This is a genomic window from Tessaracoccus yangjingae (assembly GCF_054483935.1).
This window is the reverse complement of record NZ_CM137014.1, coordinates 3334643-3361046: the sequence shown is the minus strand read 5'-3', so window position 1 is coordinate 3361046 and position 26404 is coordinate 3334643. Positions and strand designations below refer to the sequence as shown.

Sequence of the window (26404 nt, the reverse complement as noted above, 5' to 3'; positions counted from 1 at the left end):
AACCGGGTTCGGGCATGGAAAGCTGACGCCCATGAGCACCGATTCCGCGCGCCTTGACGGCCCCGCCTCCGATGCACTCCTCAAGCTCGGCCGGTTCTTCACCAAGTGGGACCAGACCGACGACGGCCGGGCCGTCTTCCGCGAGGGCGGGCGCGCCGGCGACGTGTTCTACCGCGACCGTTGGAGCCACGACAAGGTGGTCCGCTCCACGCACGGCGTCAACTGCACCGGCTCCTGCTCGTGGAAGGTCTACGTCAAGGACGGGATCATCACCTGGGAGTCCCAGCAGACGGACTATCCCACCACCGGACCGGACCGGCCGGAGTACGAGCCCCGCGGATGCCCCCGTGGGGCCGCGTTTTCCTGGTACACCTACTCGCCCACGCGGGTGCGCTACCCGTACGGCCGCGGCGTGCTCATCGAGATGTACCGCGAGGCGAAGAAGCGGCTGGGGGATCCCGTCGCCGCCTTCCGGGAGATCTCCACGGATCCGGCCAAGCGCCGCAGGTACCAGCAGGCGCGCGGCAAGGGCGGCCTGGTGCGCATCTCGTGGGAGGAGGCCATCGAGATCGCGGCCGCGTCCTACGTCAACACCATCAAGTTCTACGGCCCGGACCGGTGCGTGTCGTTCTCGCCCATCCCCGCCATGAGCATGGTCTCCCACGCCATCGGCACCCGCTTCACGCACCTCATCGGCGGCGCGATGACCAGCTTCTACGACTGGTACGCAGACCTCCCCGTCGCCTCCCCGCAGGTGTTCGGCGACCAGACCGACGTGCCCGAGTCCGGCGACTGGTGGGACTCGACGTACCTGATGATGTGGGGCTCCAACGTCCCCGTCACTCGCACCCCGGACGCCCACTGGATGGCCGAGGTCCGCTACCGCGGCACCAAGGTGGTCACCGTGGCGCCGGACTACGCGGACAACGTGAAGTTCGCCGACGAGTGGCTGCCGGCGCAGGCCGGCACCGACGCCGCCCTGGCGATGGCCATGGGCCACGTGATCCTCAAGGAGAACTTCGTCGACCGAAAGGTCGAGTACTTCGACGGCTACGTCAAGCAGTACACGGACCTGGGCATGCTCATCACCCTCGTGGAGCACCCCGACGGCCACGGCCTGGTGCCGGGCAAGTTCCTCACCGCCGCGGACCTGCCGGCCACCGCCGAGGTCTCTGACGCCGCCTTCAAGACCGTGGTGTGGGACGAGGCCACCTCCGGGCCGGCGGTGCCCAACGGCTCCATGGGCTACCGGTACTCCGAGGACGGGGCCGGCCTCTGGAACCTCGACCTGGGCGACATCAAGCCAGCGCTCACCCTCATCGATCAGGCGGACGCGGACAAGGTGCAGATCTCCCTGCCCTGCTTCGAGGACCCGAAGGGTGAGGGCAGCATCATCCACCGTGGCGTGCCCGCCCGGGTCGTCGAGGGCAAGCTCGTCACCACCGTGTTCGACCTCATGCTCGCCCAGTACGGCGTCGGCCGCGACGGCCTCCCGGGCCAGTGGCCCGCCGGCTACGACGACGCCACCGTCCCCTACACCCCCGCCTGGCAGGCGGAGATCACTTCGGTGCCCGCCGAGGCGTGCCTGCGGATCGCGCGCGAGTTCGCGGCGAACTCGGAGGAGTCGAAGGGCCGCACGATGATCATCATCGGCGCCGGCATCTGCCACTGGTTCCACGCCGACGTGACCTACCGGGCCATCATCGCGCTGCTCATGATGACCGGCTGTATCGGCAAGAACGGCGGCGGCTGGGCGCACTACGTGGGCCAGGAGAAGTGCCGCCCCATGACCGGTTGGTTCAACATGGCCAACGCCATGGACTGGTCCAGGCCCCCGCGCACCATGATCGGCACCGCCTACTGGTACATGCACACCGACCAGTGGCGCACCGACGGGTTCTCGGCGGACCGGATCAAGTCCCCGCTGTCCACCGGCGGTCTGGACGGCACGCACTCGGCGGACGCGATCGCACTGTCGCACCGCCTGGGCTGGATGCCGTTCTACCCGCAGTTCGACCGCAACCCGCTGGAGCTGGCCGACGAGGCCACGGCCGCCGTCGCGCGCGGCGAGTTCGAGACGCCCCAGGCGTACGTCGCGGCCAAGCTGAAGTCTGGCGAGCTGAAGAGCGCCGTCGAGGACATCGACGCGCCGGAGAACTGGCCGCGCACCATGATCCTGTGGCGCTCGAACCTGTTCGGCTCGTCGGCCAAGGGCAACGAGTACTTCCTCAAGCACCTCCTCGGCACGCACAACAACGTGATGGAGAACGGGCACGGGTCGCACCTGCGGCCGGACGTGGTGACGTGGCACGACGAGGCCCCCGAGGGGAAGCTGGACCTGCTCATCACGGCCGACTTCCGGATGACCAGCTCCACGCTGCTGAGCGACATCGTGCTGCCTGCGGCCACCTGGTACGAGAAGCACGACCTGAGCTCCACCGACATGCACCCCTACGTGCACGCGTTCACCCCGGCCATCGACCCGCCGTGGGAGACCAAGAGCGACTTCGACGTGTTCGCCGAGCTGGCGATCAAGCTCTCCGAGCTGGCCAAGGGCCGCCTCGACACGCGCAAGGACCTGGTGGCCGTCGCGCTGCAGCACGACACCCCCGGCCAGATCGCCCAGCCGGGCGGCCACGTGCCGGACTGGCGCGGCACCGACGTCCCCGGGGTTCCGGGGAAGAACATGCCGGTGCTGGCGGTGGTCGAGCGCGACTACACCGCCATCGCGGACAAGCTGCTCACCGTCGGCCCGCTGGCGGACAAGCTGGGCTTCACGGTGAAGAACATCACCTACGACGTGGGCCACCAGGTGGCCAAGCTCGGCAAGCTCCACGGCGTGTACCCGTCCGGTGCGGCCGCGGGACGCCCGGCGATCAACACCGACCAGCGCCTCGCCGAGGCCATCCTGATGTTCTCCGGCACCACCAACGGCGAGCTGGCCACGCAGGGCTTCCGGGACCTGGAGCGCAAGACGGGCCGCAAGCTGGCCGACCTGTCTGAGGGCTCCGAGGAGAAGCAGATCACCTTCGTCCAGACCCAGCAGGCCCCTCAACCCGTGATCACCTCGCCGGAGTGGTCGGGGTCCGAGACGGGCGGGCGGCGGTACGCCGCGTTCACCATCAACACCGAGCGGCTCAAGCCGTGGCACACCCTGTCCGGCCGGATGCACTTCTTCCTCGACCACGACTGGATGGCCGACGCCGGCGAGCAGCTTCCCATCTTCCGGCCGCCGCTGGACATGGGCCGCGACTACGGGGAGCCCGAGCTCGGGCCCAACGGCGAGAAGGCCATCACGCTGCGCTACCTGACGGTGCACAACAAGTGGTCCATCCACTCCGAGTACCAGGACAACCTGTTCATGCTCAGCCTCGGTCGAGGCGGGCCCCAGGCCTGGCTGAGCGTGGCGGACGCCACCAGCATCGGCGTCAAGGACAACGACTGGATCGAACTGACCAACGCCAACGGCGTGTTCGTGGCCCGCGCCGTCGTCACCCCGAAGCTGCCCGACGGCATCTGCTACGTGCAGCACGCGCAGGAGCGCACCATCGACGTGCCGAAGTCGGAGGCCACCGGCCGCCGCGGAGGCATCCACAACTCGGTGACCCGCATCCTGCTCAAGCCCACCCACCTCATCGGCGGCTACGCGCACCAGGCGTACGCCTTCAACTACATCGGCCCCACCGGCGTTCAACGAGACATCGTCTCGACGGTGCGCCGCCGCTCCCAGGAGGTCCAGTACTGATGGCCAAGCAGCGACGCGTGATGGCCCAGGTGGCCATGGTGATGAACCTCGACAAGTGCATCGGCTGCCACACCTGCTCGGTCACCTGCAAGCAGGCGTGGACCAACCGGGCCGGCACCGAGTACGTCTGGTTCAACAACGTGGAGACCCGCCCCGGGCAGGGCTACCCCCGCACGTACGAGGACCAGGAGAAGTGGCAGGGCGGCTGGGTCCGCACCAAGTCCGGGCGGCTGAAGCTGCGCTCGGGCGGCCGCTTCAAGAAGCTGCTCAGCATCTTCGCGTCCCCGGTGCAGCCGGAGATGAGCGACTACTACGAGCCCTGGACCTACGACTACGAGAACCTGGTCCAGGCGCCGCTGGGCGACGACTTCCCCGTCGCGCGCCCCAAGTCGCTCATCACGGGCGACGACATGGCCATCAAGGCCTCCGCCAACTGGGACGACGCGCTGGGCGGCATCCACGAGACCGGCCACGACGACCCGATCGTCAAGAAGCTGCGCGAGGACGCCAACCTGCAGATCAAGTTCGAGTACGAGAAGACGTTCATGTTCTTCGTGCCCCGGATCTGCGAGCACTGCCTCAACCCGTCGTGCATGGCGTCGTGCCCCTCCGGCGCGATCTACAAGCGCTCGGAGGACGGCATCGTCCTGGTGGACCAGGACAAGTGTCGCGGCTGGCGGCAGTGCATCACCGGCTGCCCGTACAAGAAGATCTACTTCAACCACCGCTCCGGCAAGGCCGAGAAGTGCACCATGTGCTACCCCCGCCTCGAGGTGGGCCTGCCGACGGTGTGCTCCGAGACCTGCGTGGGCCGGCTGCGCTACATCGGCATCATCCTCTACGACGCGGACCGCGTCACGGAGGCGGCGCTCGCCGACGAGAAGGACCTGTACGAGGCCCAGCTGGACCTCATGCTGGACCCCAACGACCCGCAGGTGATCGCCGACGCGAAGGCCAACGGCATCCCGACGGACTGGCTGGCCGCGGCGCAGAAGTCGCCGGTGTACGCGCTGATCAAGTACTTCAAGGTGGCCCTGCCGCTGCACCCGGAGTACCGCACCATGCCGATGGTCTGGTACGTCCCCCCGCTGTCCCCGGTGGTGGACCTGCTCAAGGCGCAGGGCCACGACTCGGAGGCCGGCGGCAACCTGTTCGGCGCCATCGACACGCTGCGCATCCCGGTGGAGTACCTGGCCGAGCTGTTCACCGCGGGCGACACCGACGTGGTCACCCTCGTGCTGCAGAAGCTGGCCGCGATGCGTTCCTACATGCGCGACGTGACGCTGGGCCGCGAACGGCAGCCCGAGCTGGCGCACGCCGTCGGCATGGAGCCATCGGCCATGGAGCAGATGTACCGCCTCCTCGCCATCGCCAAGTACGACGAGCGCTACGTCATCCCCAAGGCCCACCGCGAGCAGGCGCACAACCTGGAGGAGATGGGCTGCTCGCTGGACTTCGAGGGCGGACCGGGCGCCGGGGGAGAGGGGCCGTTCGGCACCTCCTCGGGGCGCGTGGTGCCGGTGGCCATCGAGAGCTTCGCCGACGCCAAGGCGCGTCAGCGCGACGCGAGCGGGGCATGATGTCGGCCGTCGTATTCCAGGCGGCCGGCCTGCTGCTCAGCTACCCCGACGAGGCGCTGCTCGCCCAGCTCCCGATGATCGAGGCGGCCGTCGCGGAGGTCGGCGCGGGCGAGAAGTTCGCCCCCACCCTGGCGCACCTGCGCAGCATGCCGATCATGGAGCTCCAGTCCTGGCATGTGCAGGAGTTCGACCTGTCCCGCCGGCACGCCCTGCACCTGACCTACTGGACCGACGGCGACACCAGGCGTCGCGGCGAGGTGCTGGCGGCCATCAAGCAGACCTACCGCGACTCCGGGCTGGTGGTGGACCTGGCCGGAGAGCTGCCGGACTTCCTGCCCATGGTGCTCGAGTTCGCCGCCGTCGGTCACCCCCAGCTCGGGCTCGGGCTGCTCAACGCCTACCGCGCCAGCCTCGAGCTGCTGCGCATCGGGCTCGAGGAGGACCGGCTTCCGCAGGCCGGCGTGGTCGCGGCGGTGTGCTCGGCCCTCGGCGGGCCCTCGCCGCGCAGCCGCTCCGAGGTCCGCGACCTCCTCGGCGGGCCGCCCACCGAGACCGTGGGCCTCGAGCCCACCTTCCTGCCCTACCCGCAACTGCAAGGGAGCGTGCGATGAACACTCTGCTCTGGGGAGTCCTGCCCTACGTGGTGCTGATGATCCTGATCGGGGGGCTGATCTGGCGCTACCGGTTCGACCAGTTCGGCTGGACCACCCGCTCGTCGCAGCTCTACGAGTCCAAGCTGCTGAAGATCGGCTCGCCCATCTTCCACTTCGCCCTCATCGCGGTGCTGATGGGCCACCTCGTCGGCCTGATCATCCCCAAGGCGTTCACGGACTGGATCGGCATCGACCAGCACACCTACCACGCCGGCGCGCTCTACGGCGGCGGCCTGGCGGGCATCGCGCTGATCGTCGGGCTCGTCATGCTGATCTGGCGGCGCCGCTCCACCACCGCGGTGTTCAAGGCCACCACCTGGAACGACAAGATCATGTACCTGGTCCTCGCGACGGTGATCGGGCTGGGCATGGTGGCCACCCTCACCGGCGACACCACGCCGACGGGCGAGGAGCACAACTACCGCGAGACGGTCTCGGTGTGGTTCCGCTCGCTGTTCGTGTTCCAGCCGGACGTGGAGGCCATGGGCGCGGCCACCTGGCAGTTCCAGACCCACGTGGTGATCGGCATGCTGCTGTTCGCCATCATCCCGTTCACGCGCCTGGTGCACGCCTTCTCCGCGCCCTTCCACTACCTCTTCCGCCCCTACATCGTCTACCGCTCGCGCGACGACTCCGCACGCCCGTCGGCGACGGTGAAGGGTCGCGGCTGGGACCCCATCGGCACCCCCGACAACAAGCGCGCGCAGCGCTGAGCCTCCCTCCCGACCTTCCCTAGAGAGACACCCCCCAAGTGAGCAAGCACCTCATCGAGGTTGAGCCCGTCCACGAGACGGGTCCCGGCGCCGGCCGCGTCATGATCATGTCCACCATCGCCTTCACCCTCATGTTCGCCGTGTGGCTGATGTTCGGGATCCTCGGCGTCCCCATCCAGAAGGAGCTCGGCCTCACCGACGTGGAGCTGTCGTGGATCTCGGCGCTGGCCGTGCTCAACGGCTCCATGTGGCGGCTCCCGGCGGGCATCCTGGCGGACCGGATCGGCGGCCGGAAGGTCACGCTGTTCCTCCTGTTCGCCACCGCCGTGCCCGCGTACCTCGTCTCGAAGGCGGACAGCTACGGGCTGCTGCTGGTGCTGGCGTTCCTCGTCGGCTTCGCGGGGAACCTGTTCTCCGTCGGCACCGCCTGGAACGCCGCCTGGTACTCGCGCAAGCGGCAGGGCCTCGCCCTGGGCGTGTTCGGCGCGGGCAACGTGGGCGCCTCCGTCACCAAGTTCATCGGCCCCCCGCTCATCGCAGGCACCGCCGGCGCCACCTTCGCGCTCGGCATCGAGGGCGGCTGGCGCCTGGTGCCGGTGATCTACGCGGTGCTGCTGGTGATCGTCGGTGTCGCGGTGTGGCTGATCGTGCCGCGGGTGGACCGCGCGCCCGGGACCAGCCGAAGCGTCCGAGACATGCTCGTGCCGCTCAAGCACATGCGCGTCTGGCGCTTCTCCCTCTACTACGTGGCCGTGTTCGGCGCCTACGTGGCGCTGTCCGCGTGGTTGCCGAAGTACTACGTCGACAACTTCGACGTCGACCTCACCACCGCCGGCCTGCTCACCGCCACCTTCATCTTCCCAGCCTCCCTGCTCCGCCCCGTCGGCGGATGGATGAGCGACCACTGGGGCGCCCGGAAGGTCATGTACTGGACCTTCGCACTCATGCTGCTCACCACCGGCATCCTCATGATGCCCAACGGGTTCATCGTCATCGACCACGCCGACGGCTCCCAGACCCAGCACCTCCCGTACCACCTCAACGTGTGGATGTTCGCGGTGCTGGTGTTCCTGCTCGGCTGCGCCATGGGCCTGGGCAAGGCCGCGGTGTTCAAGCACATCCCCGAGTACTTCCCCGAGAACGTGGGCTCGGTGGGTGGCCTCGTCGGCACCCTCGGCGGCCTCGGCGGCTTCATCCTGCCGCCGCTGTTCGCCTACACCAAGGTGTGGTCCGGATTCCCGACCTCCACCTTCTTCGTTCTGTTCATCCTCACCGTCATCTGCGCGGTGTGGATGCACGTCACCATCGTCAAGATGCTGCACGACAAGTCTCCCGAGCTCGCCGGCACCATCGAACTTCCCCTTGAGGAGGCCGCAGTATGAGCACCACCAAGTTCGAGACCAAGGGCGACTGGCTCCAGTCCTGGGATCCGGAGGACCCGGCCAAGTGGGACAGCCGGCTCGCCTGGAACACCCTCACCATCACCACGTTCACGCTGACGCTGGCGTTCGTGGCGTGGTTCCTGCCCAGCGCGATCGTGCCCAAGCTCAACGCGCTCGGCTTCGACTTCACCAAGGAGCAGCTCTACTGGATGGCGGCCATGCCCGGCCTCTCCGGCGGCCTGCTGCGCCTCGTCTGGATGGTGCTGCCGCCCAAGATCGGCACCCGCAAGATGGTGGCGCTCACCACGCTCCTGCTGATCCTCCCCGTGCTCGGGTGGGGCTTCGAGGTGACCAACCCGGACGTGCCCTACTGGCGCCTCATGGGGCTGGCGTTCCTCTCCGGCATCGGCGGCGGCGCGTTCTCCGGCTTCATGCCCTCGACGTCGTACTTCTTCCCCAAGCGGCTCCAGGGCACCGCGCTCGGGCTGCAGGCGGGCATCGGCAACTTCGGCGTCTCGCTGGTCCAGCTGCTCACCCCGTGGCTGATCACCTTCGGCATGTTCGCCTTCCTGGGCTCGCAGCAGATGGCCGTGGCGGGCAAGGACCCGGTGACCGTCTGGTACCAGAACTCGGCGCTGATCTACATCCCGTTCATCGTCGCGGGCGCCATCTGGGCCTACATCGCGCTGCGCTCCGTGCCGATCAAGGCCAACATCAAGCAGCAGTTCGACATCTTCTCCAACCAGGACACCTGGTGGATGACCATCCTCTACATCATGACCTTCGGCACGTTCTCGGGCCTGGCGGCACAGTTCGGCCTGCTCATGCTCAACCTGTACGGCGCGGGGAACGCCAACATCGTCGAGGGCGCCGGCGCCACCGCGACCATGCTCGTCGAGGGCTACACGCTGCCGGACCCGGTGAAGTTCGTGTTCCTCGGCCCGCTCGTCGGGGCCGGCGCGCGCGTGCTGTTCTCCCCGCTCACCGACCGGATGGGCGGCGCCGTCTGGACCCTCATCTCCGGCATCGGCATCCTGGCCTCCATCCTGTTCACCATCCCGGCGCTCACGCCCGACACCTCCAGTGCGGCGGCTCTCCAGGGCGGCTTCAACCAGTTCCTGTGGGGCATGCTGGCGATCTTCCTGTTCTCCGGGATCGGCAACGCGTCCACCTTCAAGCAGATGCCGATGATCTTCGAGAAGCGGCAGGCGGGCGGCGTGATCGGTTGGACGGCGGCCATCGCGGCGTTCGGCCCGTTCCTGTTCGGCGTCGGCCTCACCATCATGAGCCCCACGCTGTTCTACGCCATCGGCGCGGTGTGGGCGGTGCTGTGCATCGCGATCACCTGGATGCGCTACGCCCGCCCGGGCGCGCCGAAGCCGAGCTGACGCCGTCGCTCTGCCGCGCCGGCCCCCCCGCCCCAGGGCGGGTGGAACGGCCGGATCCACGACGACGACGCGCAGTTAGGCTGGTCAGTGTGAAGCAGTTCGCAGGGGTGACGTCCGAGGACGTCGACGGCGACGCGCTCGTCGCGTTCGTCAGCGACGACCGCGCGGGCGCCGTCGTGACGTTCGGCGGGATCGTCCGCAACCACGACCACGGCGTCGCGGTGACCGGCATCGAGTACGTGGGCCACCCGACGGCGGACGCGGTGATGCGCGAGATCGTCGCGGGGTTCGAGGGCCGCGACGGCGTGCACGCCATCGCCGCGCAGCACCGCGTGGGCACGCTCGGCATCGGGGGAGTGGCGCTGTTCGTGGCGGTGGCCGCGTCACACCGGGCCCAGGCGTTCGGCTGCGCGTCGGACCTGGTGGAGCGGGTCAAGGAGCGGCTGCCGATCTGGAAGAAGCAGTTCCTGGCCGACGGCACCCACGAGTGGTCCCAGTGCCCGTGATCCAGGGGCGCGGATGCTGAGCGTCGAGGAGTACCTGGCCAGGGTGCTGGCGCTGGCCTCGCTGCTGCCGTCGGCGTCGACGCCCGTCGGTGAGGGTCGCGGCAGGGTGCTGACCGAGGACCTGTCGGCCCGCGTCGCGGTGCCTCCCTTCGGCAACTCCGCCATGGACGGCTTCGCGGTGCGCGCCTCCGACGCGACGGCGGGCGCCCTGCTGCGGGTGGTCGGCGACATCCCGGCGGGCGCCACCTCCACCCCGACGGTGGGGCCGGGTGAGGCCGCTCGGATCATGACCGGCGCCCCCATGCCGCCCGGGGCGGACGCCGTTGTCCCGGTGGAGGCCACCGACCAGCCGATGGGGGCGGCGCCGCTGCCGGCCGCCGTGCTCGTCACCGAGGCCGCGACACCCGGGCGCCACGTGCGCCGGGCCGGTGAGGACGTGCGCGCCGGCGACGTGGTGCTGCCCGCCGGCACCGTCTGGGGTCCGGAGGCGGCGTCCGCGGCGGCGTCGATCGGCTATGGGGAGGTGCCTCTTCGTCGTCGTCCACGTGTGGCGGTGCTGTCCACCGGCTCGGAGCTCATGCCGGCCGGTCAGCCGCTCGGCTTCGGCCAGATACCGGACTCCAACTCGATCCTGCTCGCGGGCCTCGTGGAGCGGTTCGGCGGCACGGTGGTCCTGCGCCGCTGCGTGCCCGACGACGGGGCGGAGTTCTCCCGCGTGCTCTCGGAGGCGACGGCGGCCGCCGACGTGGTGGTCACCTCCGGCGGGGTCTCGGTGGGGGCGTTCGAGGTGGTCCGGCAGGTGGTCGAGGGCGACATCGAGTTCGTCAAGGTGGCCATGCAGCCCGGCAAGCCCCAGGCCTGCGGGGCCCTACGCGCCCCGGACGGGCGTGAGGTGGCGTTCCTGGGCCTTCCCGGCAACCCAGTGAGCGTCTTCGTGAGCTCCTACGCGTTCCTCCGTCCCCTGATCGCGGCCTTCCAGGGGCTGCCCACCACCTGGCCCGCCGTCGACCTGCCGGTGGCCGAGGGGTGGCGGAGCCCGCCCGGCCGGCGGCAGTACACCCCGGTGCGCATCGTCGACGGCGCCGTCCGACCGACGCACCGGTTGGGCTCGGGCTCGCACCTGGTGGCGTCGCTGCACCTGGCCGATGGCCTCGCCGTCGTCCATGAGGACGTCGAGGGCGCGGCGCCTGGGGACGTCGTCGCGGTGCATCCCACCCGCGGCTGAGCGGACGCGCCGGGGCCCTCACCCGGGCACGCCCGCTCCGGTGTCAGCCCGCGAGCTCGTCCATCGGCCGCCCGGTCTCCAGCAGCGACTTCAGGTCCGACAGCACCCAGGGCCAGCCGCCGCCTCCGGTCTGCGGGTCAGCCCCACCACTCACCTCGGCCAGCAGTTGCGGGTTGTTCGTGACGTCGTGGGTGAGGACCACCTGGGTCAGGCCGCTCGGGTACTCGGTGAGTTCCCAGGTGAGGCGGGTGGCCTCGGCGCCAGGGTGCCAGGCCGGGGCCCAGTCCAGCACCAACCGCCGAGGCTCGTCGATCTCGACCACCTTCCCCTCGACGGCGACGTCGCCCATCCCCATCTGCTTCATCTCGTCGGTGCTCAGGTTGCGGTACACGCCGCCGGGCTGGAGGTCGATCTCGACGTCGCCGCCGTAGCCCCAGCGCGAGGTGTAGTCGGAGGTGGTGAGGGCGTCCCAGACGCGTTGGGCGGGGGCCTTGATGTAGATGCTGTAGACGACGGTGTTGTTCATGGTCAGCCTTCCGTGGAGTCGTTCTCGACGACGTGTTTGAGCTGCAACAGGGCAGAGGCGATCCCCGCCCTGTCGGTGTACTTGCCGATCCATCTCTCGTGGATCTGCTGGATGGGGACCGGGTTGAGGTGATGCAGCTTCTCCCGGCCTTGCCTGCGCGTGGTCACGATGCCCGCCTCCTCCAGGATGCGGAGGTGCTTGGCGACGCCGAACCGCGTCATGTCGACCCGGCTCTGGACGAGGTCCGTCAACTCGCCGAGCGGACGGCCGTCCCGCTCGAACAACGCGTCCATGAGGAGTCGGCGGATCGGATCCGCCAGCGCCTTGAACACGAGATCCTCGTCCATGACTCCACAATAGGTGACTAAATGGTCACATGTAAAGGGTGTGTTGGTGCCGGCGGGTGAACCTGACAGGCTTGGCGCATGGAGTTCACGCATCTAGACGCCCGCGGCGATGCCCGCATGGTCGACGTCACCGCCAAGCAGCCCACCGTCCGGTCCGCCACCGCCGTCGCGTCGGTGCGCTGCTCGGCCGACGTCGTCGAGGCGTTGCGTGGGGGAACAGTGCCGAAGGGCGACGTGCTCGCGGTGGCGCGGGTCGCGGGCATCGCGGCGACGAAGAAGGTGCCGGACCTGCTGCCCCTCGCCCACGTCATCGGCGTGCACGGGGCCGTGGTGGACCTGGAGATTGTCGACGACGGGGTGCGCATCGAGGCTACGGTGCGCACGGCCGACCGCACGGGGGTCGAGATGGAGGCGCTGACGGCAGTGACCGTCGCGGCGCTGGCCGTGGTGGACATGGTCAAGGGCGTGGACCGCTCCGCCGAGATCGTCTCCGCCCGGATCACAGCCAAGAGCGGCGGCCGCTCAGGCGACTGGACCCGCCCAGTCGAGGACTGAGGCTAGCCCTGGCTGGAGGGGCGGTTGAGGTCGTGGTCCGCCCCGTCGAGCTGATCGACGATGTGCGTCAGCAGGGGGGCGAGCACGGAGAGCGCGTCGCGTGCACCCCCACGGGAGCCGGGGGCGTTGAACACGAACGCGCGGTTCTCGTCCTGGATGATCACGCCGGCCAGCCCTCGGGAGAGCCAGGCGAGGGGGGTGTTCGCCGAGCCCAGGCTGCGCACCGCCTCCGCGACGCCCGGCACCTCGTAGTCGAGCAGTGGCCGCGTGGCCTCGACCGTGACGTCGCGCGGCCCAACGCCGGTCCCGCCCGTGGTGATCACGACGCGCGCCCCGTCGGCCACCGCCAGCCGGATCTCGGTGGCGATCACCTCAGCCTCGTCGGGCACGATCACCGGGGGCGTGACGTCGAACCCCAGCTCCTTGAGCGCGTGCCGGATGACTGGGCCCGAACGGTCCTCGTAGACATCGCTCGACGCCCGGTCTGAACAGGTGATGACGGCGGCTCGGTACGACATCCCCCAAGCCTAGATCTTTGAGTCGGCCCGGGGTGCCGTGCACGACACGCCGCCCGAACCGTCGGCCGGTGCTGCCTGTGGCCCCGGGGTGCCATCCGGTCGGCGTGTCGTGCACTGGGGAGGGCGCGGATGGGTGGCGCCGGCCAGCTCTCAGCGGGCGTCGCCGCTGCCCCGTGGGCCGAACGATAGGCCGGCACCCCGACCGCAACACCGCCGCATGTGCGGAGTGTTAGGGTCAACCATGACGCAGATACGGATATCAATGGCGGCGAGCCTGCTTGGCGTGAGCGACGACACCCTCCGACGGTGGGTGGAGGCCGGCCGGATCGCCTCCACCGTCGACGAGCAGGGCCGGCGGGTGGTCGACGGCGCGGCGCTCGCAGCCCTCGCGCAGGAACTGGCCGACGGCGGGCTGGACGAGTTCGACGCGGGCGCAGGCACGCGCTCCGCGCGCAACCACCTCACCGGCATCGTGACCAAGGTCACCTCCGACCTCGTGATGAGCCAGGTGGAGCTGCAGTGCGGGCGCTACCGCATCGTCTCGCTCATCTCCACCGAGGCGGTCCGCGAGCTGGGCCTTGAGGTGGGGTCCGTGGCCACCGCGGTCATCAAGGCCACCAACGTCACCGTCGAAGGGGGGAGGCCGTGAACCGCCTCGCAGTCACCGTCCTTGCAGTCGTCCTCCTCGCGGCGGGCTGCAGCCAACCCACCGGCGCCACCACCGCGACACCCGGCGGCGCGCCCGACGCCACGGCTGGCGTCGACGGTGCCGTCGTCTTCGCGGCCGCCTCGCTGAGCAAAGTCCTCCCGCCGTTGGCGGAGGGCGTCACGTTCAGCTTCGACGGCTCCTCGGGTCTCGTGGACCAACTCGTCGGTGGTGCCCCCGCCGATGTCTTCGCCTCGGCCGACAAGAAGAACATGGACCGCGCCGTCGAGGAGGGCGTGATCGACGGCGAGCCGGTGATGTTCGCCACCAACACGCTCGTGGTGATCGTGCCGGCGGACAACCCGGCCGGTGTCACGGGGTTCGACGAGTCGCTCAACGCCGGGAAGCTGGTCACCTGTGCCGTGGAGGTGCCGTGCGGCGCCGTCGCAGCCCGGCTGGCGGAGGCGGCGGGGATCGAGCTGCGCCCGGTGTCCGAGGAGACGAAGGTCTCCGACGTGCTCGGCAAGGTCGCCTCGGGGGAGGCCGACGCCGGCCTCGTCTACGCCACTGACGCGGCATCGTCGGCCGACGTGATCAGCATCGAGATCCCTGGAGCCGACGCGGACCCCAACACCTATTGGGTCGCGGTGGTGGCCGGCGCGCCCCACCCGGAGGCCGCGCGGGCGTTCGTCGAATCGCTCACGGGCGAGTGGCAGGAGGCGTTGATCGACGCCGGGTTCGGTCCGCCCCAGTGACGGGTGCCGCGGTGCTGCCGAGGTGGGCGTGGGGGCCCTTCGCCATGGGGGCGGCGATCCTCGTCGTCCCGTTGGCGGCCCTGCTGATCCGCGCGCCGTGGACCAGGCTGGGCGAGTTGCTCTCGTCCGAGCCGGCGCGCGACGCCCTGCTCCTCAGCCTCGGCACCTGCGTCGTGACCACCCTCATCGTGGTCATCCTCGGGGTCCCGATGGCCCTGGTGCTCGCCCGGTCCCGCGGCCGCTGGGTCACGTTCGCCCGCACCCTGGTGACGGTGCCGATGGTGCTGCCCCCCGTCGTCGCCGGCCTCGCGCTGCTCACCACCCTCGGGCGTCGAGGCCTGATCGGGGCACCGCTGGCCGTCGCCGGAATCGAGATCGGCTTCACCACCGCCGCGGTGGTCGTCGCGCAGACGTTCGTCGCGCTCCCGTTCCTAGTGGTCAGCCTGGAGGGCGCGCTGCGCTCCGCCGGCACCGACTACGAGCGGGCGGCCGCTCGGCTCGGCGCCCGCCCCACCACGGTGTTCCGGCGGGTCACCGTCCCGCTGGCCGCCCCGGCGATCCTCTCCGGCACCGCATTGGCGTTCGCCCGCGCGCTGGGGGAGTTCGGCGCCACGCTTACCTTCGCCGGGTCGCTCCAGGGCGTCACCCGCACGCTGCCGCTGGAGATCTACCTGCTGCGGGAGGCCGACACGGAGCTGTCGCTGGCGCTCGCCGTCGTGCTACTCGGGGTTGCAGCCGTCATCGTATTCGCGGCCATGCGGGGCAGGGGGGCCCATGCCTGACGCGATCCGCGTGGCCGCCGCCATCCCCGCCCGCGGCCTCACTGTCGACCTCGCCGTCCCCGAGGGCGCCACGCTCGCCGTCGTCGGGCCCAACGGGGCCGGCAAGTCCAGCCTCGTCCAACTCGTCTCCGGTGATCTCCGGCCCACCGCGGGCCGCGTGGTCGTGCACGGCCAGGAACTCTCGGGCCCGTCGGGGCACATCCCGCCGCACCGTCGGCGGTTCGGCTACGTGGAGCAACGCTCGCTGCTCTTCCCACACCTAGACGTGCTGGACAACGTGGCCTTCGGGCTCCGGGCCCGCGGTGTCACCCGCGGGGCCGCGCGGGCCAGGGCCGCTGAGGAGTTGGCCGCGGTCGGCTGCGCGGACCTCGGCCGCCGGCTACCGAGGACTCTCTCGGGGGGTCAGGCGCAGCGGGTCTCGCTCGCCCGCTCGCTGGCCATCGACCCGGAGCTCATGCTTCTCGACGAGCCGCTCGCGGCCCTCGACGCCACCGTCGCCCCCGAGATCCGGACCCTCCTCAGGGAACGCCTGCGCGGGATCACGACGATGCTGGTCACCCACGACTTCCTCGACGTCGTTGCGCTGGCCGACCGGCTCGTCGAGCTGGCCGACGGTCGCGTCGTCGCGGAGGGCACCGTCGACGACCTCTGCCAGCGGCCCACCACCGGCTTCCTCGCCGGCCTCGTCGGCGTCAACCTGCTCCACGGCGAGGCACGGGCCGACGGGGCGATCTGGCTGGACGATGCCACCGCCATCTCCGGCATCGCGTCCGAGCCGCTGCCGCCCGGTCCCGCCCGCGCGGTGTTCCCGCCATCGGCGGTCAGCATCTTCCGCGAGGCAACCCACGGCAGCCCGCGCAACGAACTGCGGGCGCTGGTGGCGGGTGTCGAGGACCGGATGCCGGTGCAGCGGGTCACTCTGGAGGTCGCCGGGCAGCGGATCGCCGCGGATCTGACCCCCGCCGCGGTGCGTGAGCTTGCGCTCGGGCCAGGGCAGCAAGCGTTGGCGGTGGTCAAGGCGACCCAGGTGACGCTCTACACAGGGCCCCCGGGAGCGAGGGCGGAGTCACTGATCTGATACGTTCCGCTCGTAGTCTGACGAGGGGAACGCTGTGGTTCGACGTGGTGTGGGGCTCCTGGTCGGCGTCGCCATTCTGCTGGGGTTGAGCGGGTTGCCGGCCGCGGCCGAGGCCGACACCGTGGTCCTGCCCGGGGCGTTGGGTGCTCCCCAGAGTGACCTTGTCGCCGCGGAGGGTGATGCCTACCTGCTCCGTGAAGGGAGCCTGTTTGGATCGGGGGGACTGGTCGAGCGCCTCGACCGCGCCGTTCCGGAGGGCACTCTTCCAGACACCACCGGCCGGTACGTGGCGGTCGACGGTACTGTCGACACATCCGTGCGGATCGTCGACATGCAGACCGGCGACGTCGCCAACCGAGCCTTCACCGGGTTGCCATGGGCCTTCAACGAGGAGGGTTACCTGGTCCGGACGGACGATTACCCGAACGCCACGTTCCGCTACTGGGATGGCCGCTCGCTTCAGCTGGACAGTCCCTACGGGCGGTTGGCCTATGGCCGCGCCTATGACAGGACTCAGGCTGGCCTCAGTGTGCAGCGTCTGTCGGACGGCGCCAGCTCCATCTATCCCGTAGGTGGGAGCATCCGAGTGATCAGGCCGTCCGAGCGGGGCATCTCATGGCTGGAGGGCACCTTCGGCACGACCCAGCGCTGGTGCACCGCGGAATGGGAGGCACCGACAGCGACGTGTCGAGATGTGGATACACCCTTCACCAGCAATGACCAGGTGTTTCCCGCCTCCGACACGATCTATGGGGTGGTCAAGGGGCAGGTCCTGACGCTGGTCGGCACGGACTTCGTCGCTGTCGACCTGCCGCCGGTCAACTCCTGCCAGTTGGACGGGACTCTCGCGTGTCTGGTCTATGAGCCGGACCGTGCCGATGTCTGGCGCATCGGGGCGGACGGGGTGGCCACCAGGAGCGCAGGGGTCCCGGCGGTGGCCGGGCGTCTGCTGTCGGCGTCCCTGACGCCCACGGCGCTCTACGGAGCAGACAACCGCGCGACTCAGGCGACCTCCGCCTGGCGCAGGGACGGGAGCGGCACCACCTATTCGGCCGAAGTGCCGTTGGGCAAGCAGGTGGTGGCTCAGGGGGCGAGGTCTGTCGTCGACCGGCGCTGGTTCGACGGAGGTGCCGCCGGTGCGCTCATCGACACGACGCTGAATGCGACGAAGGTGTCGGGTCCGTACGCGCTGGTGTCCGATCGCGAGATCAACGGTCATACCATCGCGGACGCCGACGGCGTCCTGTCGGTCGTGCCCACCACGTCCGACATCTTCGGGCCCTGGTCGATGACCTCGTCGGCGATCTACAACCGTGAGACGGGACAGGGGCTCGACTCAGTGGGGCCGGCGGGAGACGGCTACTCGACTGAGAAGATGTGGGGCCGCTGGTCGGTCGGTGATACCCGCGCCTGGAATCGCGCGACCGGTGTCCGGCTCGTCCTCGAGCCGCTCGGCTCCTACATCGGTGAGGTCACACACGTGGGTGACGGGATCGCGGTGTCCCGCAGTGGGCCCGAGTCTCTGGTCTTCGACCTCAATTCGGGCGTGGACCAGACGCAGCTCGCCCCCTCATTGACGGTTCCCGGCCGCCCCGTAGCGCTGGACGGGAACCGGCTGGTCACGGCCGTCGGCGGGCTGGACCGGGACGAGGAACTGCGGATCACGGAACTGCCCTTCGGCGGCACCTCTGCCCCGGCGCTACTGGGTGTCTCAGCTGCTCCGGGGCCTGTCAGTGAGAGCGCCCCGTGGCGGCCGGAGTTCGACCTGACCAAGCCCGTCGAGGCTGGGCGGATCGAGATCCGCACGCTGGCGGGAGAGTTGGTCCGCACCATCCACACGGCCGCGTCGGTCGATGGCGGGCTCCGCGACGTCGAGTGGGATGCCACCAACGAGTCACGGAAGATGCTGCCCCCGGGTGCGTATCAATGGCGGTTGCTGGTCTCGGACGCGGCGGGCAAGGCCGTCACCTCGTCGGACATGGTGTCGCCGGCCCAGGGCGAGGTCGTGGTGGGCGATGCGCCCATCAGCACGACGGCGCCGGTCCCGGTCGTCGTGGACGCCTGCGGACCGAATGACACGGTCACCATCCCCTCCGTGCGAGGGGTGCGGTACGAGACCTTCGGCCTCATCCGCTACCCGGGCACCTATGCCGCGCCGCGGCGTCTGCCGATCAGGGCCGTGGCCGACGACGGCTATCAACTGACGGGGACGACCAACTGGGAGTTCACCACCACGGTCGACAAGTGCTCCGTGACTCCTGCGCCGGTGGTGTTCACCGATCTCGACGGCAGCGCGGATGACACCTTCACCATCCCCGGCAGTGTCGAGGGGATCGCCGGCTACAGCCTCACAGACGACGGGAAGAAACTTCTCGCTCCCGGTACCTATCCCGCGCTCGGCACGGTCGTCGTCTACCCGGTTGCCCTCCCGGGCTACTCCTCGACAACCATGTTCTTCTGGCGGGATTTCTCGGACGAGGGCACCCCCACGCCCACGCCCACGCCAACCCCGACACCCACGCCAACCCCGACACCCACGCCAACCCCGACACCCACGCCCACGCCGACCCGCGTGGCGCCGTACGAGGTCCCTGGCCCCCACTCCATCAACGGGCGGCAGTGGCGCACCACCTGCGAGCCCTACTCGCAGACCGAGCGCTGCCGCACCGAGATCTGGGCCTCCCAGGTGAAGCTCGTGAACGGTCGCTACGTCACGGTCAACGGCTGGGTGTTCAACAACCTGACCTATCTGCCGATGCCGCGCGCGGCCTGGGTGGACGCCGGCAACCCGCTGGGATACTCGAACCAGTGGACATCGGCGGGCCGCCAGTGGAAGACCGTGTGCGACGACCCTCAGACCACGGGACTCAACGCCTGCCGCTCCTACATCTGGGCGACCGTCATCGCCGCGACCCCGAAGCCCGGCGGCGGCTACGCCTACGCGCCCACTCCCATGTGGGTGTTCAACAACATCGTCCGGTTCTCCTGAGCATCGGCCCACCGCACGGGCGACGGCGACCCGGCGGCGCGCCAACCGGTAGAGTCTTCCGCGTGCTCGGCTACGACGGTCCCAAGGAAGAATGCGGCGTCTTCGGTGTGTGGGCGCCCGAGGAGGACGTCGCCCAGCTGACCTTCTTCGGTCTGTTCGCGCTGCAACACCGCGGCCAGGAGTCCGCCGGGATCGCGGTGAGCAACCTGCAGCGGATCATGGTCTACAAGGACATGGGCCTGGTCAGCCAGGTGTTCAACGAGGCGACGCTGAAGTCGCTTCCGGGACGGCTCGCCATCGGCCACACCCGCTACTCGACGACGGGGGCGAGTGTCTGGCACAACGCCCAGCCCACCTTCCGCGCCACCCACGCGGGCGGTTTAGCGCTGGCGCACAACGGAAACCTCACCAACACCCACGAGCTCGAGGCGTGGCTGGCGGAGCTCGACCCCACGGAGCAGGTCCCCGAGAAGAAGACCATGGACTCCACCAACGACACGTCGCTGGTGACCGCGCTCATGGCCAGCTTCGGCGAGGAGCCCATCGAGTCCGTCGCCATGAAGGTGCTCCCGCGGCTCAAGGGCGCCTTCTGCCTCACCTTCATGACCGAGCGCACCCTGTTCGCCGCGCGTGACCCGCAGGGCATCCGGCCGCTCGTCATCGGCCGGCTCGCCAACGGCTGGGTGGTCGCCTCCGAGACCGCGGCGCTGGACATCGTCGGCGCCAGCTTCGTCCGCGAGGTCGAGCCCGGCGAGTTCCTCGCCATCGACGAGCGGGGCCTGCGGACCGTGCGCTTCGCCGAGGCCCAGCCGAAGGGCTGCATCTTCGAGTACGTCTACCTGGCCCGCCCGGACACCACCATCGCCGGCCACGGGGTGCACGCGGTGCGCGTGCGGATCGGCCAGAAGCTCGCCGAGGAGTTCCCCGTCGACGCGGACCTCGTCATCCCCGTCCCCGAGTCGGGCACGCCGTCGGCCATCGGCTACGCGCAGGCCTCCGGCATCCCCTACGGCCAGGGCCTGGTGAAGAACGCCTACGTGGGCCGGACCTTCATCCAGCCTAGCCAGACCATCCGGCAGCTCGGCATCCGGCTCAAGCTCAACCCGCTGCGCGAGGTGATCGAGGGCAAGCGGCTGGTGGTGGTCGACGACTCGATCGTGCGCGGAAACACCCAGCGCGCCCTGGTGCGGATGCTCCGCGAGGCCGGCGCCCGCGAGGTGCACGTGCGCATCTCGTCGCCGCCGGTGAAGTGGCCGTGCTTCTACGGCATCGACTTCGCCTCCCGGGCCGAGCTCATCGCGCCAGGGCTCACCGTCGAGGAGATCCGCCGCTCGCTCGGCGCCGATTCGCTCGGCTACATCTCCCTCGAGGGGTTGACGGAGGCCACCCAGGTGCCCGCCGGCAACCTGTGCCGTGCCTGCTTCGACGGGCAGTACCCCGTCGCCATCCCGCCGGCCCAGGCCGAGCTGCTGAGACTCGAGGAGAGATAGTGTCCGAGAAGAGCGCCTACGCCGCAGCCGGCGTCGACATCGAGGCCGGGGACCGCGCCGTCGAGCTGATGAAGGCCCACGTGGGCCGCACCCGCCGGCCCGAGGTCATGGGCGGGCTCGGCGGTTTCGCCGGGTTCTTCGACGCGTCCGCCCTCAAGGGCTATCAGCATCCGGTGCTGGCCACCTCCACCGACGGCGTGGGCACCAAGGTGGCCATCGCGCAGGCCATGGACAAGCACGACACCATCGGCTTCGACCTCCTCGGCATGCTCGTCGACGACCTTGTGGTGTGCGGCGCCGAGCCGCTCTTCGTCACCGACTACATCGCCTGCGGTCAGGTGGTGCCGGAGCGCATCGCGGCCATCGTGTCCGGGATCGCGGACGCGTGCGTCGCCTCGGGCTGCTCGCTGATCGGCGGCGAGACCGCGGAGCACCCCGGCCTCCTCGAGCCGCACGAGTACGACATCGCCGGCGCGACGACGGGCGTCGTGGAGCGGTCGAAGATCCTCGGCCACGACCGGGTGCGCACCGGGGACGCCGTCATCGCCATGGCCTCCTCCGGCCTGCACTCCAACGGCTACTCGCTGGTGCGGCACGTCCTGCTCAACCAGGCGGGCTGGGACCTCGGGCGCCACGTCGACGACCTCGGCCGGACCCTGGGCGAGGAGCTGCTGGAGCCCACGAAGATCTACGCGCTCGACGTGCTGGACCTCATCGGCAAGGTCGAGGTGCACGCCATGAGCCACATCACCGGCGGTGGGCTGGCCAACAACCTGGCGCGGGTCATCCCCAACGACATGGCCGCCGTGCTCCGCCGCTCCAGCTGGACGCCCCCGGCCATCTTCCAGCTGGTCCAGAGCGTGGGCGGGCTGAAGCAGGCCGACGTCGACGCCACCCTCAACATGGGCGTCGGAATGGTGGCCATCCTGCCCCAGGATCAGGTGGACGCGGCCCTGGCGGCGTTGGCCGCCCGCGGCGTGCACAGCTGGGTGATCGGCGAGATCCAGGCCTCCGAGGGCCCGGGCGAGGCCTTCCTCCTGTAGGACCCGGGGGCCGGCCCAGGCCGCCGGGCCTGGCTCGCTAGGGTGCGGGAAGGACCACTCCCCACAGTGAGGCAGCCATGGGCACCATCGCCGAGACGCTCGCGAGCGTCATCCCGATCGTCCTGCTCATCGGCCTCGGGATCCTGCTGCGGCAGACGCGGCTGCTCGACGACTCCGTCGTTGAGGGGCTCAAGCGGCTCATCGTCAGCGTCGTCCTGCCCGCGGTGCTGTTCCGGGCGTTCCTGTCCATGGAGTTCCGCGCCGAGTACCTGGCGATCATCGTCCTCGTGCCCTTGGCGTGCGTGGCGCTGCTCGTCGCCGGCCGGTACGCGCGGCGGGCGATGGGCGCGCCGCCGGTTGCGACGTTCCTATTCACCGGATTCGAGTTCGGCATGGTGGGGCTGGCGCTGTTCGCCGCCGCGTACGGCCTCGACGATGTGCCCACCGCGGCGGTCGTCGGCCTCGGCCACGAGTTCTTCATCTGGTTCGTCTTCGTCACCCTGTTGAAGCGGCAGAGCGACGGCGCCGTGTCCGTCTCCGAGACGCTGGGGTCCTTCGTGCGGTCCCCGGTGATCATCGCGATCGCGGCGGGTCTGCTACTCAACGAGCTCGGGGTCGCGGACGACCTGGCGGCCAACCCCTTCTCAGGCGGCGTGCTGGGCGCGCTGGGATACCTCGCCGCGGTGATCGTGCCGCTGATCCTCATCGTCGTGGGATACGGCACCCGGCTCAGCCGCACCGGGGTCAGGGAGGCGGCCCCGCTGGTCGCGGTGCGCTTCGTAGTGTGCCTGATCCTGGCCCTCGTCCTCTCCGAACTCGTCGTCGGTCGGTGGCTCGGCCTCGACCAGTACGCGCGGGCGGCGGTCTTCATGCTGTTCATCCTCCCGCCGCCCTTCATCGTGCCGATCTTCCTGCCCGCCCACAGGCGCGACGAGGTGGGCTACGCGAACAACGTGCTGAGCCTGTACACCGTCATCAGCGTGGTGACGTTCGTCGCCTACGTGTTCGCCACCGTCGGCTGACCCCGCCCCCGCGTCAGGCCCGCAGCCACACCGTCGTCTCGCCCGGGAGCTCGTCGGTGACCGGCCCGGAGGCGAGGAGGACCTCGCCCTCGGGCAGGGCGACGGGGGTCTTGCCGAAGTTGGAGACCACCTCCCATCCTCCGGGCCGACGGAAGCGCAGCACGTCGTCGCTGTCCGTCGGGATCCATTCGAGCGACTCGTCGGCCAGCAGCTCGCGCCGCAGCTCCAGGGCGCGCCGGTACAGCGACAACGTCGAGCCCGGATCCCCGGACTCCGCCTCGACGGAGTAGTGCCCGAACCACAGCGGCTGCGGCAGGTGCGAGCCCCCGTCGCCGAAGCCGAACGACGGACCCGTGCGGGTCCAGGGCAGCGGCACGCGGCAGCCGTCGCGGCCCACCTCGTTCTCCCGGTTGCGGAAGAAGGACGGGTCGGCCCGCAGCGAGTCAGGGATCTCCGCGACCTCCTGCAGGCCGAGTTCCTCACCCTGGTACAGGTAGGCCGAGCCGGGCAGCGCCAGGAGGAGGGTCGCCGCGGCGCGCGCCCGCCGCAGGCCGGTGGCGGCGTCGAGGAGCACGGGGTCGCCGCCGGCCATCAGCCAGTCGCCCCCGTGCTTGCGCAGCGGCGTCCCGTCCGGGTTGGTGCCAGGGAAGGGCGTGCCGTACCGGCTGGCCGAGCGGATGGTGTCGTGGTTGTTGAGCACCCAGGTCACCGAGGAGCCGGACACCGCCGCGACACTCAGGCACTCGTCGATGATGCGGTGGAAGGCGCCCGCGTCGTAGTCGGAGAGCTGCAGGTCGAAGAAGAACGACTGCCCGAGCGTCGCAGGGCTCGCGTAGAGCGGAACCCGCGAGGCGTGCACGGCGGCCTCGGCGACGGCGGTGCGCGGCGGGTCGTAGGAGTTGAACACCGCGCGCCACTCGGCGTAGATCTCCTGCAGCTCGTCGCGGTCCCACGTAGGGTGGCTGCCGTCCCTGGGGTGCGCCATGAGCTCCGCCTGGGTGGGCAGCGGCTCGGTCAGGTCCTTGGCGAGCATGTGGGCGGCGTCCACCCGGAAGCCGTCCACGCCGCGGTCTGCCCAGAACCGCAGGATGTCCAGGAACTCCTCCCGCACCTCGGGATCCGCCCAGTTGAGGTCCGGCTGCTCGACGGCGAAGGTGTGCAGGTACCACTGCCCGTCGGCCACCCGCTCCCAGGCGCTGCCGCCGAACAGGGAGACCCAGTCCGTGGGCGGCTCGGAGCCGTCCGGGCCGGCGCCGTCGCGGAAGATGTAGCGCTCCCGCTCCGCCGAGCCCGGGCCTGCGGCGACGGCCTGCTTGAACCAGTCGTGCAGGTTCGAGGTGTGGTTCGGCACGATGTCGATGAGGATCCGGATGCCGTGCGCGTGCAGCCCCGCGACGAGCTCGTCGAAGTCGTCGAGGGTGCCGATCCTGGGGTCCACCCCGCGGTAGTCGATGACGTCGTAGCCGCCGTCGGCCAGGTCCGAGGGGTAGAACGGGCTCAGCCACACCGCGTCGATCCCGAGGCCGTTGAGGTAGCCCAGCCGCGACGTGATGCCGCGCAGGTCCCCGATGCCGTCGCCGTTGCTGTCGGCGAAGCTGCGGGGGTAGATCTGGTAGACGGCGGCCTGCCGCCACCATGAGGCGCTCTGGTCGGAGACCAGGGTGGCCTGGTCGATGGGTTCCTGCATGGGGGAAGTTCCTTCGGCTGGGAGTGTCAGTGGGCGAGGCGGAGGATGCGGGACTCCCACGGCGCGAGCACCGAGGTGGAGTGATCGTCGTGTGTGGCCAGCACCGGCTCGGCGCCGTCGAGGCTGGGCAGGGCGTCCAGCGGCAGCTCCGCCGGCGTCGACGAGCAGTTGGCCAGCACCAGCAGCGTGGTGCCGCCCAGCGTGCGGGTGAAGGCCCAGATCTGCGGGTGCTCGGGGAGCAGCAGCTCGAAGCGGCCCTCGCGGACCACCTCGTCGTCGTGACGCAGCCGGATCAGGCGCTGGAAGTGCGCGAACACCGACCCGGGGTCGCGGCGGGCGGCCTCGGCGTTGATCTCGCGGTAGTTGGGGTTGGCCGGCAGCCAGGGCACGCCGGTGGTGAACCCGGCGTGCGGGCCGGCGTCCCACTGGACGGGGGTGCGGGCGTGGTCGCGGCTCTTCGCCGCCAGGGAGCGCAGCACGTCGGCCTCGGCGGTGCCCATGGCCGTAGCCAGGGTGTGGTGGTTGAGCGACTCGACGTCCAGGTAGTGGCCGATCTCCGTGAACGGGGAGTTGGTCATGCCGAGTTCCTCGCCCTGGTACACGTACGGGGTGCCCTTGTGCAGGTGCAGCACCGTGGCGAGCGTCTTGGCGGAGTTGACGCGGTGCTCGGGGGAGTCGTCGCCGAAGCGCGACACGGCCCGCGGCTGGTCGTGGTTGTCGAGGTACAGCGAGTTCCAGCCCGACCCCTCAAGGCCGTACTGCCACTGCGCGAGGTTGCCCTTCAATGCCGGCAGGGGCAGGTCCACGAGGTCCCACTTGCTCCCGGACCCCTGGTCGAGGCTGACGTGCTCGAACGTGAAGACCATGTTGAGCTCGTGGCGGCCCGGGTCCGTCACGCGGCGGGCCACCTCCAGGGTTGCGCCCGGCATCTCCCCGACGGTGAGCAGGTTCTGCTCGTCCAGGCCCACCTCGCGGTTCATCTCGGCCAGGAACTCGTCGAGGCGGGGACCGTTGGCGATCTGCGTGAAGTCTCCCGCGCCCGGATCGACGGGGCCGCCCGAGGTGAGGCTCGCGGGCTTCGAGATGAGGTTGATCACGTCCATGCGAAAGCCGTCGACGCCGCGGGCCACCCACCAGCGCATCATGGCGTAGACGGCCTGGCGGACCTCGGGATTCTCCCAGTTGAGGTCGGGCTGCCCGGGGCTGAACATGCTCATGTAGTACTGGCCGCTGGCGGGATCGAAGGTCCAGGCTGACGGCGCGAAGGCGGCGGCGCTGTCGTCGGGCTCGGCGCCGGGCGTGCCGGGCTCACGCCCGGGGCGGGCGGGGCGCCAGAAGTACCAGTCCCGCCTCGGGGAGGCCGGATCGCGCGACTCGACGAACCACGGGTGCTGGTCGGAGGTGTGGTTGACCACCAGGTCCATCACCAGCTTGATCCCGCGGGAGTGGGCCTGGGCGAGCAGCTCGTCGAGGTCCGCGAGCGTGCCGAAGAGCGGATCGATGTCCTGGTAGTCGGAGATGTCGTAGCCGTTGTCCACCTGCGGGGAGCGGTAGACGGGCGAGAGCCAGATGACGTCGACGCCCAGCTCGGCCAGGTGGTCGAGGCGGCTGGTGATGCCGGGGATGTCGCCGATCCCGTCGCCGTCTGAGTCCTGGAACGACCTGGGGTAGATCTGGTAGACCACGGCAGAGCGCCACCAGCCGTCCGGACGGGCGGCGAGGGCGGTCTGCTGGGCTGTCGCTGTCATGGCTTCTCCTTGGTGGGGTGGTGCGG

General features: G+C 70.1%; 22 protein-coding genes. 17 read left to right on the top strand and 5 right to left on the bottom strand.

Annotated features, from left to right (window positions below):
- Positions 1-31 precede the first annotated feature (31 nt).
- The 8 genes from ACX1D3_RS15245 to ACX1D3_RS15210 all read left to right on the top strand — a co-directional run bounded on the left by ACX1D3_RS15245 (position 32) and on the right by ACX1D3_RS15210 (position 11192).
- The gene (locus ACX1D3_RS15245; protein WP_458994653.1) at positions 32-3745 is read left to right on the top strand and encodes a nitrate reductase subunit alpha; all 3714 of its coding nucleotides are present in this window, start codon (positions 32-34) and stop codon (positions 3743-3745) included.
- A complete protein-coding gene (gene narH, locus ACX1D3_RS15240; protein WP_458994652.1) occupies positions 3745-5325 on the top strand; it encodes a nitrate reductase subunit beta in 1581 nt (526 codons plus the stop codon). Before ACX1D3_RS15245 ends, narH begins: the two co-directional genes overlap by 1 nt.
- Positions 5325-5936, top strand: coding sequence for a nitrate reductase molybdenum cofactor assembly chaperone (narJ, locus tag ACX1D3_RS15235; protein WP_458994651.1), 612 nt, complete (start codon positions 5325-5327; stop codon positions 5934-5936). The genes narH and narJ overlap by 1 nt, the downstream gene beginning before the upstream one ends.
- Positions 5933-6691: a respiratory nitrate reductase subunit gamma gene (gene narI / locus ACX1D3_RS15230; protein WP_458994650.1), complete on the top strand. Its 759-nt coding sequence runs from the start codon at positions 5933-5935 to the stop codon at positions 6689-6691. Before narJ ends, narI begins: the two co-directional genes overlap by 4 nt.
- 38 nt (positions 6692-6729) lie before the next feature.
- Positions 6730-8073: an MFS transporter gene (locus ACX1D3_RS15225; protein WP_458994649.1), complete on the top strand. Its 1344-nt coding sequence runs from the start codon at positions 6730-6732 to the stop codon at positions 8071-8073.
- Entirely contained in the window at positions 8070-9461 is a 1392-nt protein-coding gene (locus ACX1D3_RS15220; protein ID WP_458994648.1) for an MFS transporter, read from the top strand. Before ACX1D3_RS15225 ends, ACX1D3_RS15220 begins: the two co-directional genes overlap by 4 nt.
- 89 nt (positions 9462-9550) lie before the next feature.
- Positions 9551-9967: a molybdenum cofactor biosynthesis protein MoaE gene (locus ACX1D3_RS15215; protein ID WP_458994647.1), complete on the top strand. Its 417-nt coding sequence runs from the start codon at positions 9551-9553 to the stop codon at positions 9965-9967.
- A gap of 13 nt (positions 9968-9980) precedes the next feature.
- Positions 9981-11192, top strand: a complete 1212-nt coding sequence (locus tag ACX1D3_RS15210) for a molybdopterin molybdotransferase MoeA (RefSeq protein WP_458994646.1) — start codon at positions 9981-9983, stop codon at positions 11190-11192.
- A 43-nt stretch (positions 11193-11235) separates the two neighbouring features.
- On the opposite strand, the gene ACX1D3_RS15205 is transcribed toward ACX1D3_RS15210, so the two are convergent.
- Together ACX1D3_RS15205 and ACX1D3_RS15200 are read right to left on the bottom strand one after the other, a co-directional pair.
- Positions 11236-11718, bottom strand: coding sequence for an SRPBCC domain-containing protein (locus tag ACX1D3_RS15205; protein ID WP_458994645.1), 483 nt, complete (start codon positions 11716-11718; stop codon positions 11236-11238).
- 2 nt (positions 11719-11720) lie between these two features.
- Entirely contained in the window at positions 11721-12065 is a 345-nt protein-coding gene (locus ACX1D3_RS15200) for an ArsR/SmtB family transcription factor (protein ID WP_458994644.1), read from the bottom strand.
- Between the two features lie 78 nt (positions 12066-12143).
- On the opposite strand from ACX1D3_RS15200, the gene moaC reads away from it, so the two are divergent.
- Positions 12144-12620, top strand: coding sequence for a cyclic pyranopterin monophosphate synthase MoaC (moaC, locus tag ACX1D3_RS15195; protein WP_458994643.1), 477 nt, complete (start codon positions 12144-12146; stop codon positions 12618-12620).
- Between the two features lie 2 nt (positions 12621-12622).
- On the opposite strand, the gene ACX1D3_RS15190 is transcribed toward moaC, so the two are convergent.
- Positions 12623-13138, bottom strand: a complete 516-nt coding sequence (locus ACX1D3_RS15190; RefSeq protein WP_458994642.1) for a MogA/MoaB family molybdenum cofactor biosynthesis protein — start codon at positions 13136-13138, stop codon at positions 12623-12625.
- 241 nt (positions 13139-13379) lie between these two features.
- Here ACX1D3_RS15190 and ACX1D3_RS15185 point away from each other — a divergent pair, with 241 nt between their 5' ends.
- The 8 genes from ACX1D3_RS15185 (at position 13380) to ACX1D3_RS15150 (ending at position 22943) form a co-directional block, all read left to right on the top strand.
- Positions 13380-13787 carry a TOBE domain-containing protein gene (locus tag ACX1D3_RS15185; RefSeq protein WP_458994641.1) on the top strand — a complete coding sequence of 136 codons (408 nt, stop codon included), beginning with the start codon at positions 13380-13382 and terminating at the stop codon, positions 13785-13787.
- Positions 13784-14539 carry a molybdate ABC transporter substrate-binding protein gene (modA, locus tag ACX1D3_RS15180; RefSeq protein ID WP_458994640.1) on the top strand — a complete coding sequence of 252 codons (756 nt, stop codon included), beginning with the start codon at positions 13784-13786 and terminating at the stop codon, positions 14537-14539. The genes ACX1D3_RS15185 and modA overlap by 4 nt, the downstream gene beginning before the upstream one ends.
- Complete coding sequence (locus ACX1D3_RS15175) at positions 14536-15321, top strand: ABC transporter permease (protein ID WP_458994639.1); 786 nt, start codon at positions 14536-14538, stop codon at positions 15319-15321. Before modA ends, ACX1D3_RS15175 begins: the two co-directional genes overlap by 4 nt.
- Positions 15314-16399, top strand: coding sequence for a sulfate/molybdate ABC transporter ATP-binding protein (locus tag ACX1D3_RS15170; RefSeq protein ID WP_458994638.1), 1086 nt, complete (start codon positions 15314-15316; stop codon positions 16397-16399). Before ACX1D3_RS15175 ends, ACX1D3_RS15170 begins: the two co-directional genes overlap by 8 nt.
- A gap of 34 nt (positions 16400-16433) precedes the next feature.
- Positions 16434-19388: a FlgD immunoglobulin-like domain containing protein gene (locus ACX1D3_RS15165; RefSeq protein WP_458994637.1), complete on the top strand. Its 2955-nt coding sequence runs from the start codon at positions 16434-16436 to the stop codon at positions 19386-19388.
- Positions 19389-19450: 62 nt separating this feature from the next.
- Positions 19451-20878, top strand: coding sequence for an amidophosphoribosyltransferase (gene purF, locus ACX1D3_RS15160; protein ID WP_458994636.1), 1428 nt, complete (start codon positions 19451-19453; stop codon positions 20876-20878).
- The gene (gene purM / locus ACX1D3_RS15155) at positions 20878-21921 is read left to right on the top strand and encodes a phosphoribosylformylglycinamidine cyclo-ligase (RefSeq protein WP_458994635.1); all 1044 of its coding nucleotides are present in this window, start codon (positions 20878-20880) and stop codon (positions 21919-21921) included. Before purF ends, purM begins: the two co-directional genes overlap by 1 nt.
- A 77-nt stretch (positions 21922-21998) precedes the next feature.
- Positions 21999-22943 (top strand): AEC family transporter, encoded by a 945-nt coding sequence (locus ACX1D3_RS15150; RefSeq protein ID WP_458994634.1) that lies wholly within the window; start codon positions 21999-22001, stop codon positions 22941-22943.
- A 13-nt stretch (positions 22944-22956) separates the two neighbouring features.
- Here the strand turns inward: ACX1D3_RS15150 and ACX1D3_RS15145 are convergent, their stop codons facing one another.
- Positions 22957-24630 carry a glycoside hydrolase family 13 protein gene (locus ACX1D3_RS15145; RefSeq protein WP_458994633.1) on the bottom strand — a complete coding sequence of 558 codons (1674 nt, stop codon included), beginning with the start codon at positions 24628-24630 and terminating at the stop codon, positions 22957-22959.
- Positions 24631-24656: 26 nt separating this feature from the next.
- Positions 24657-26378, bottom strand: a complete 1722-nt coding sequence (locus ACX1D3_RS15140) for a glycoside hydrolase family 13 protein (RefSeq protein ID WP_458994632.1) — start codon at positions 26376-26378, stop codon at positions 24657-24659.
- Positions 26379-26404 lie beyond the last annotated feature (26 nt).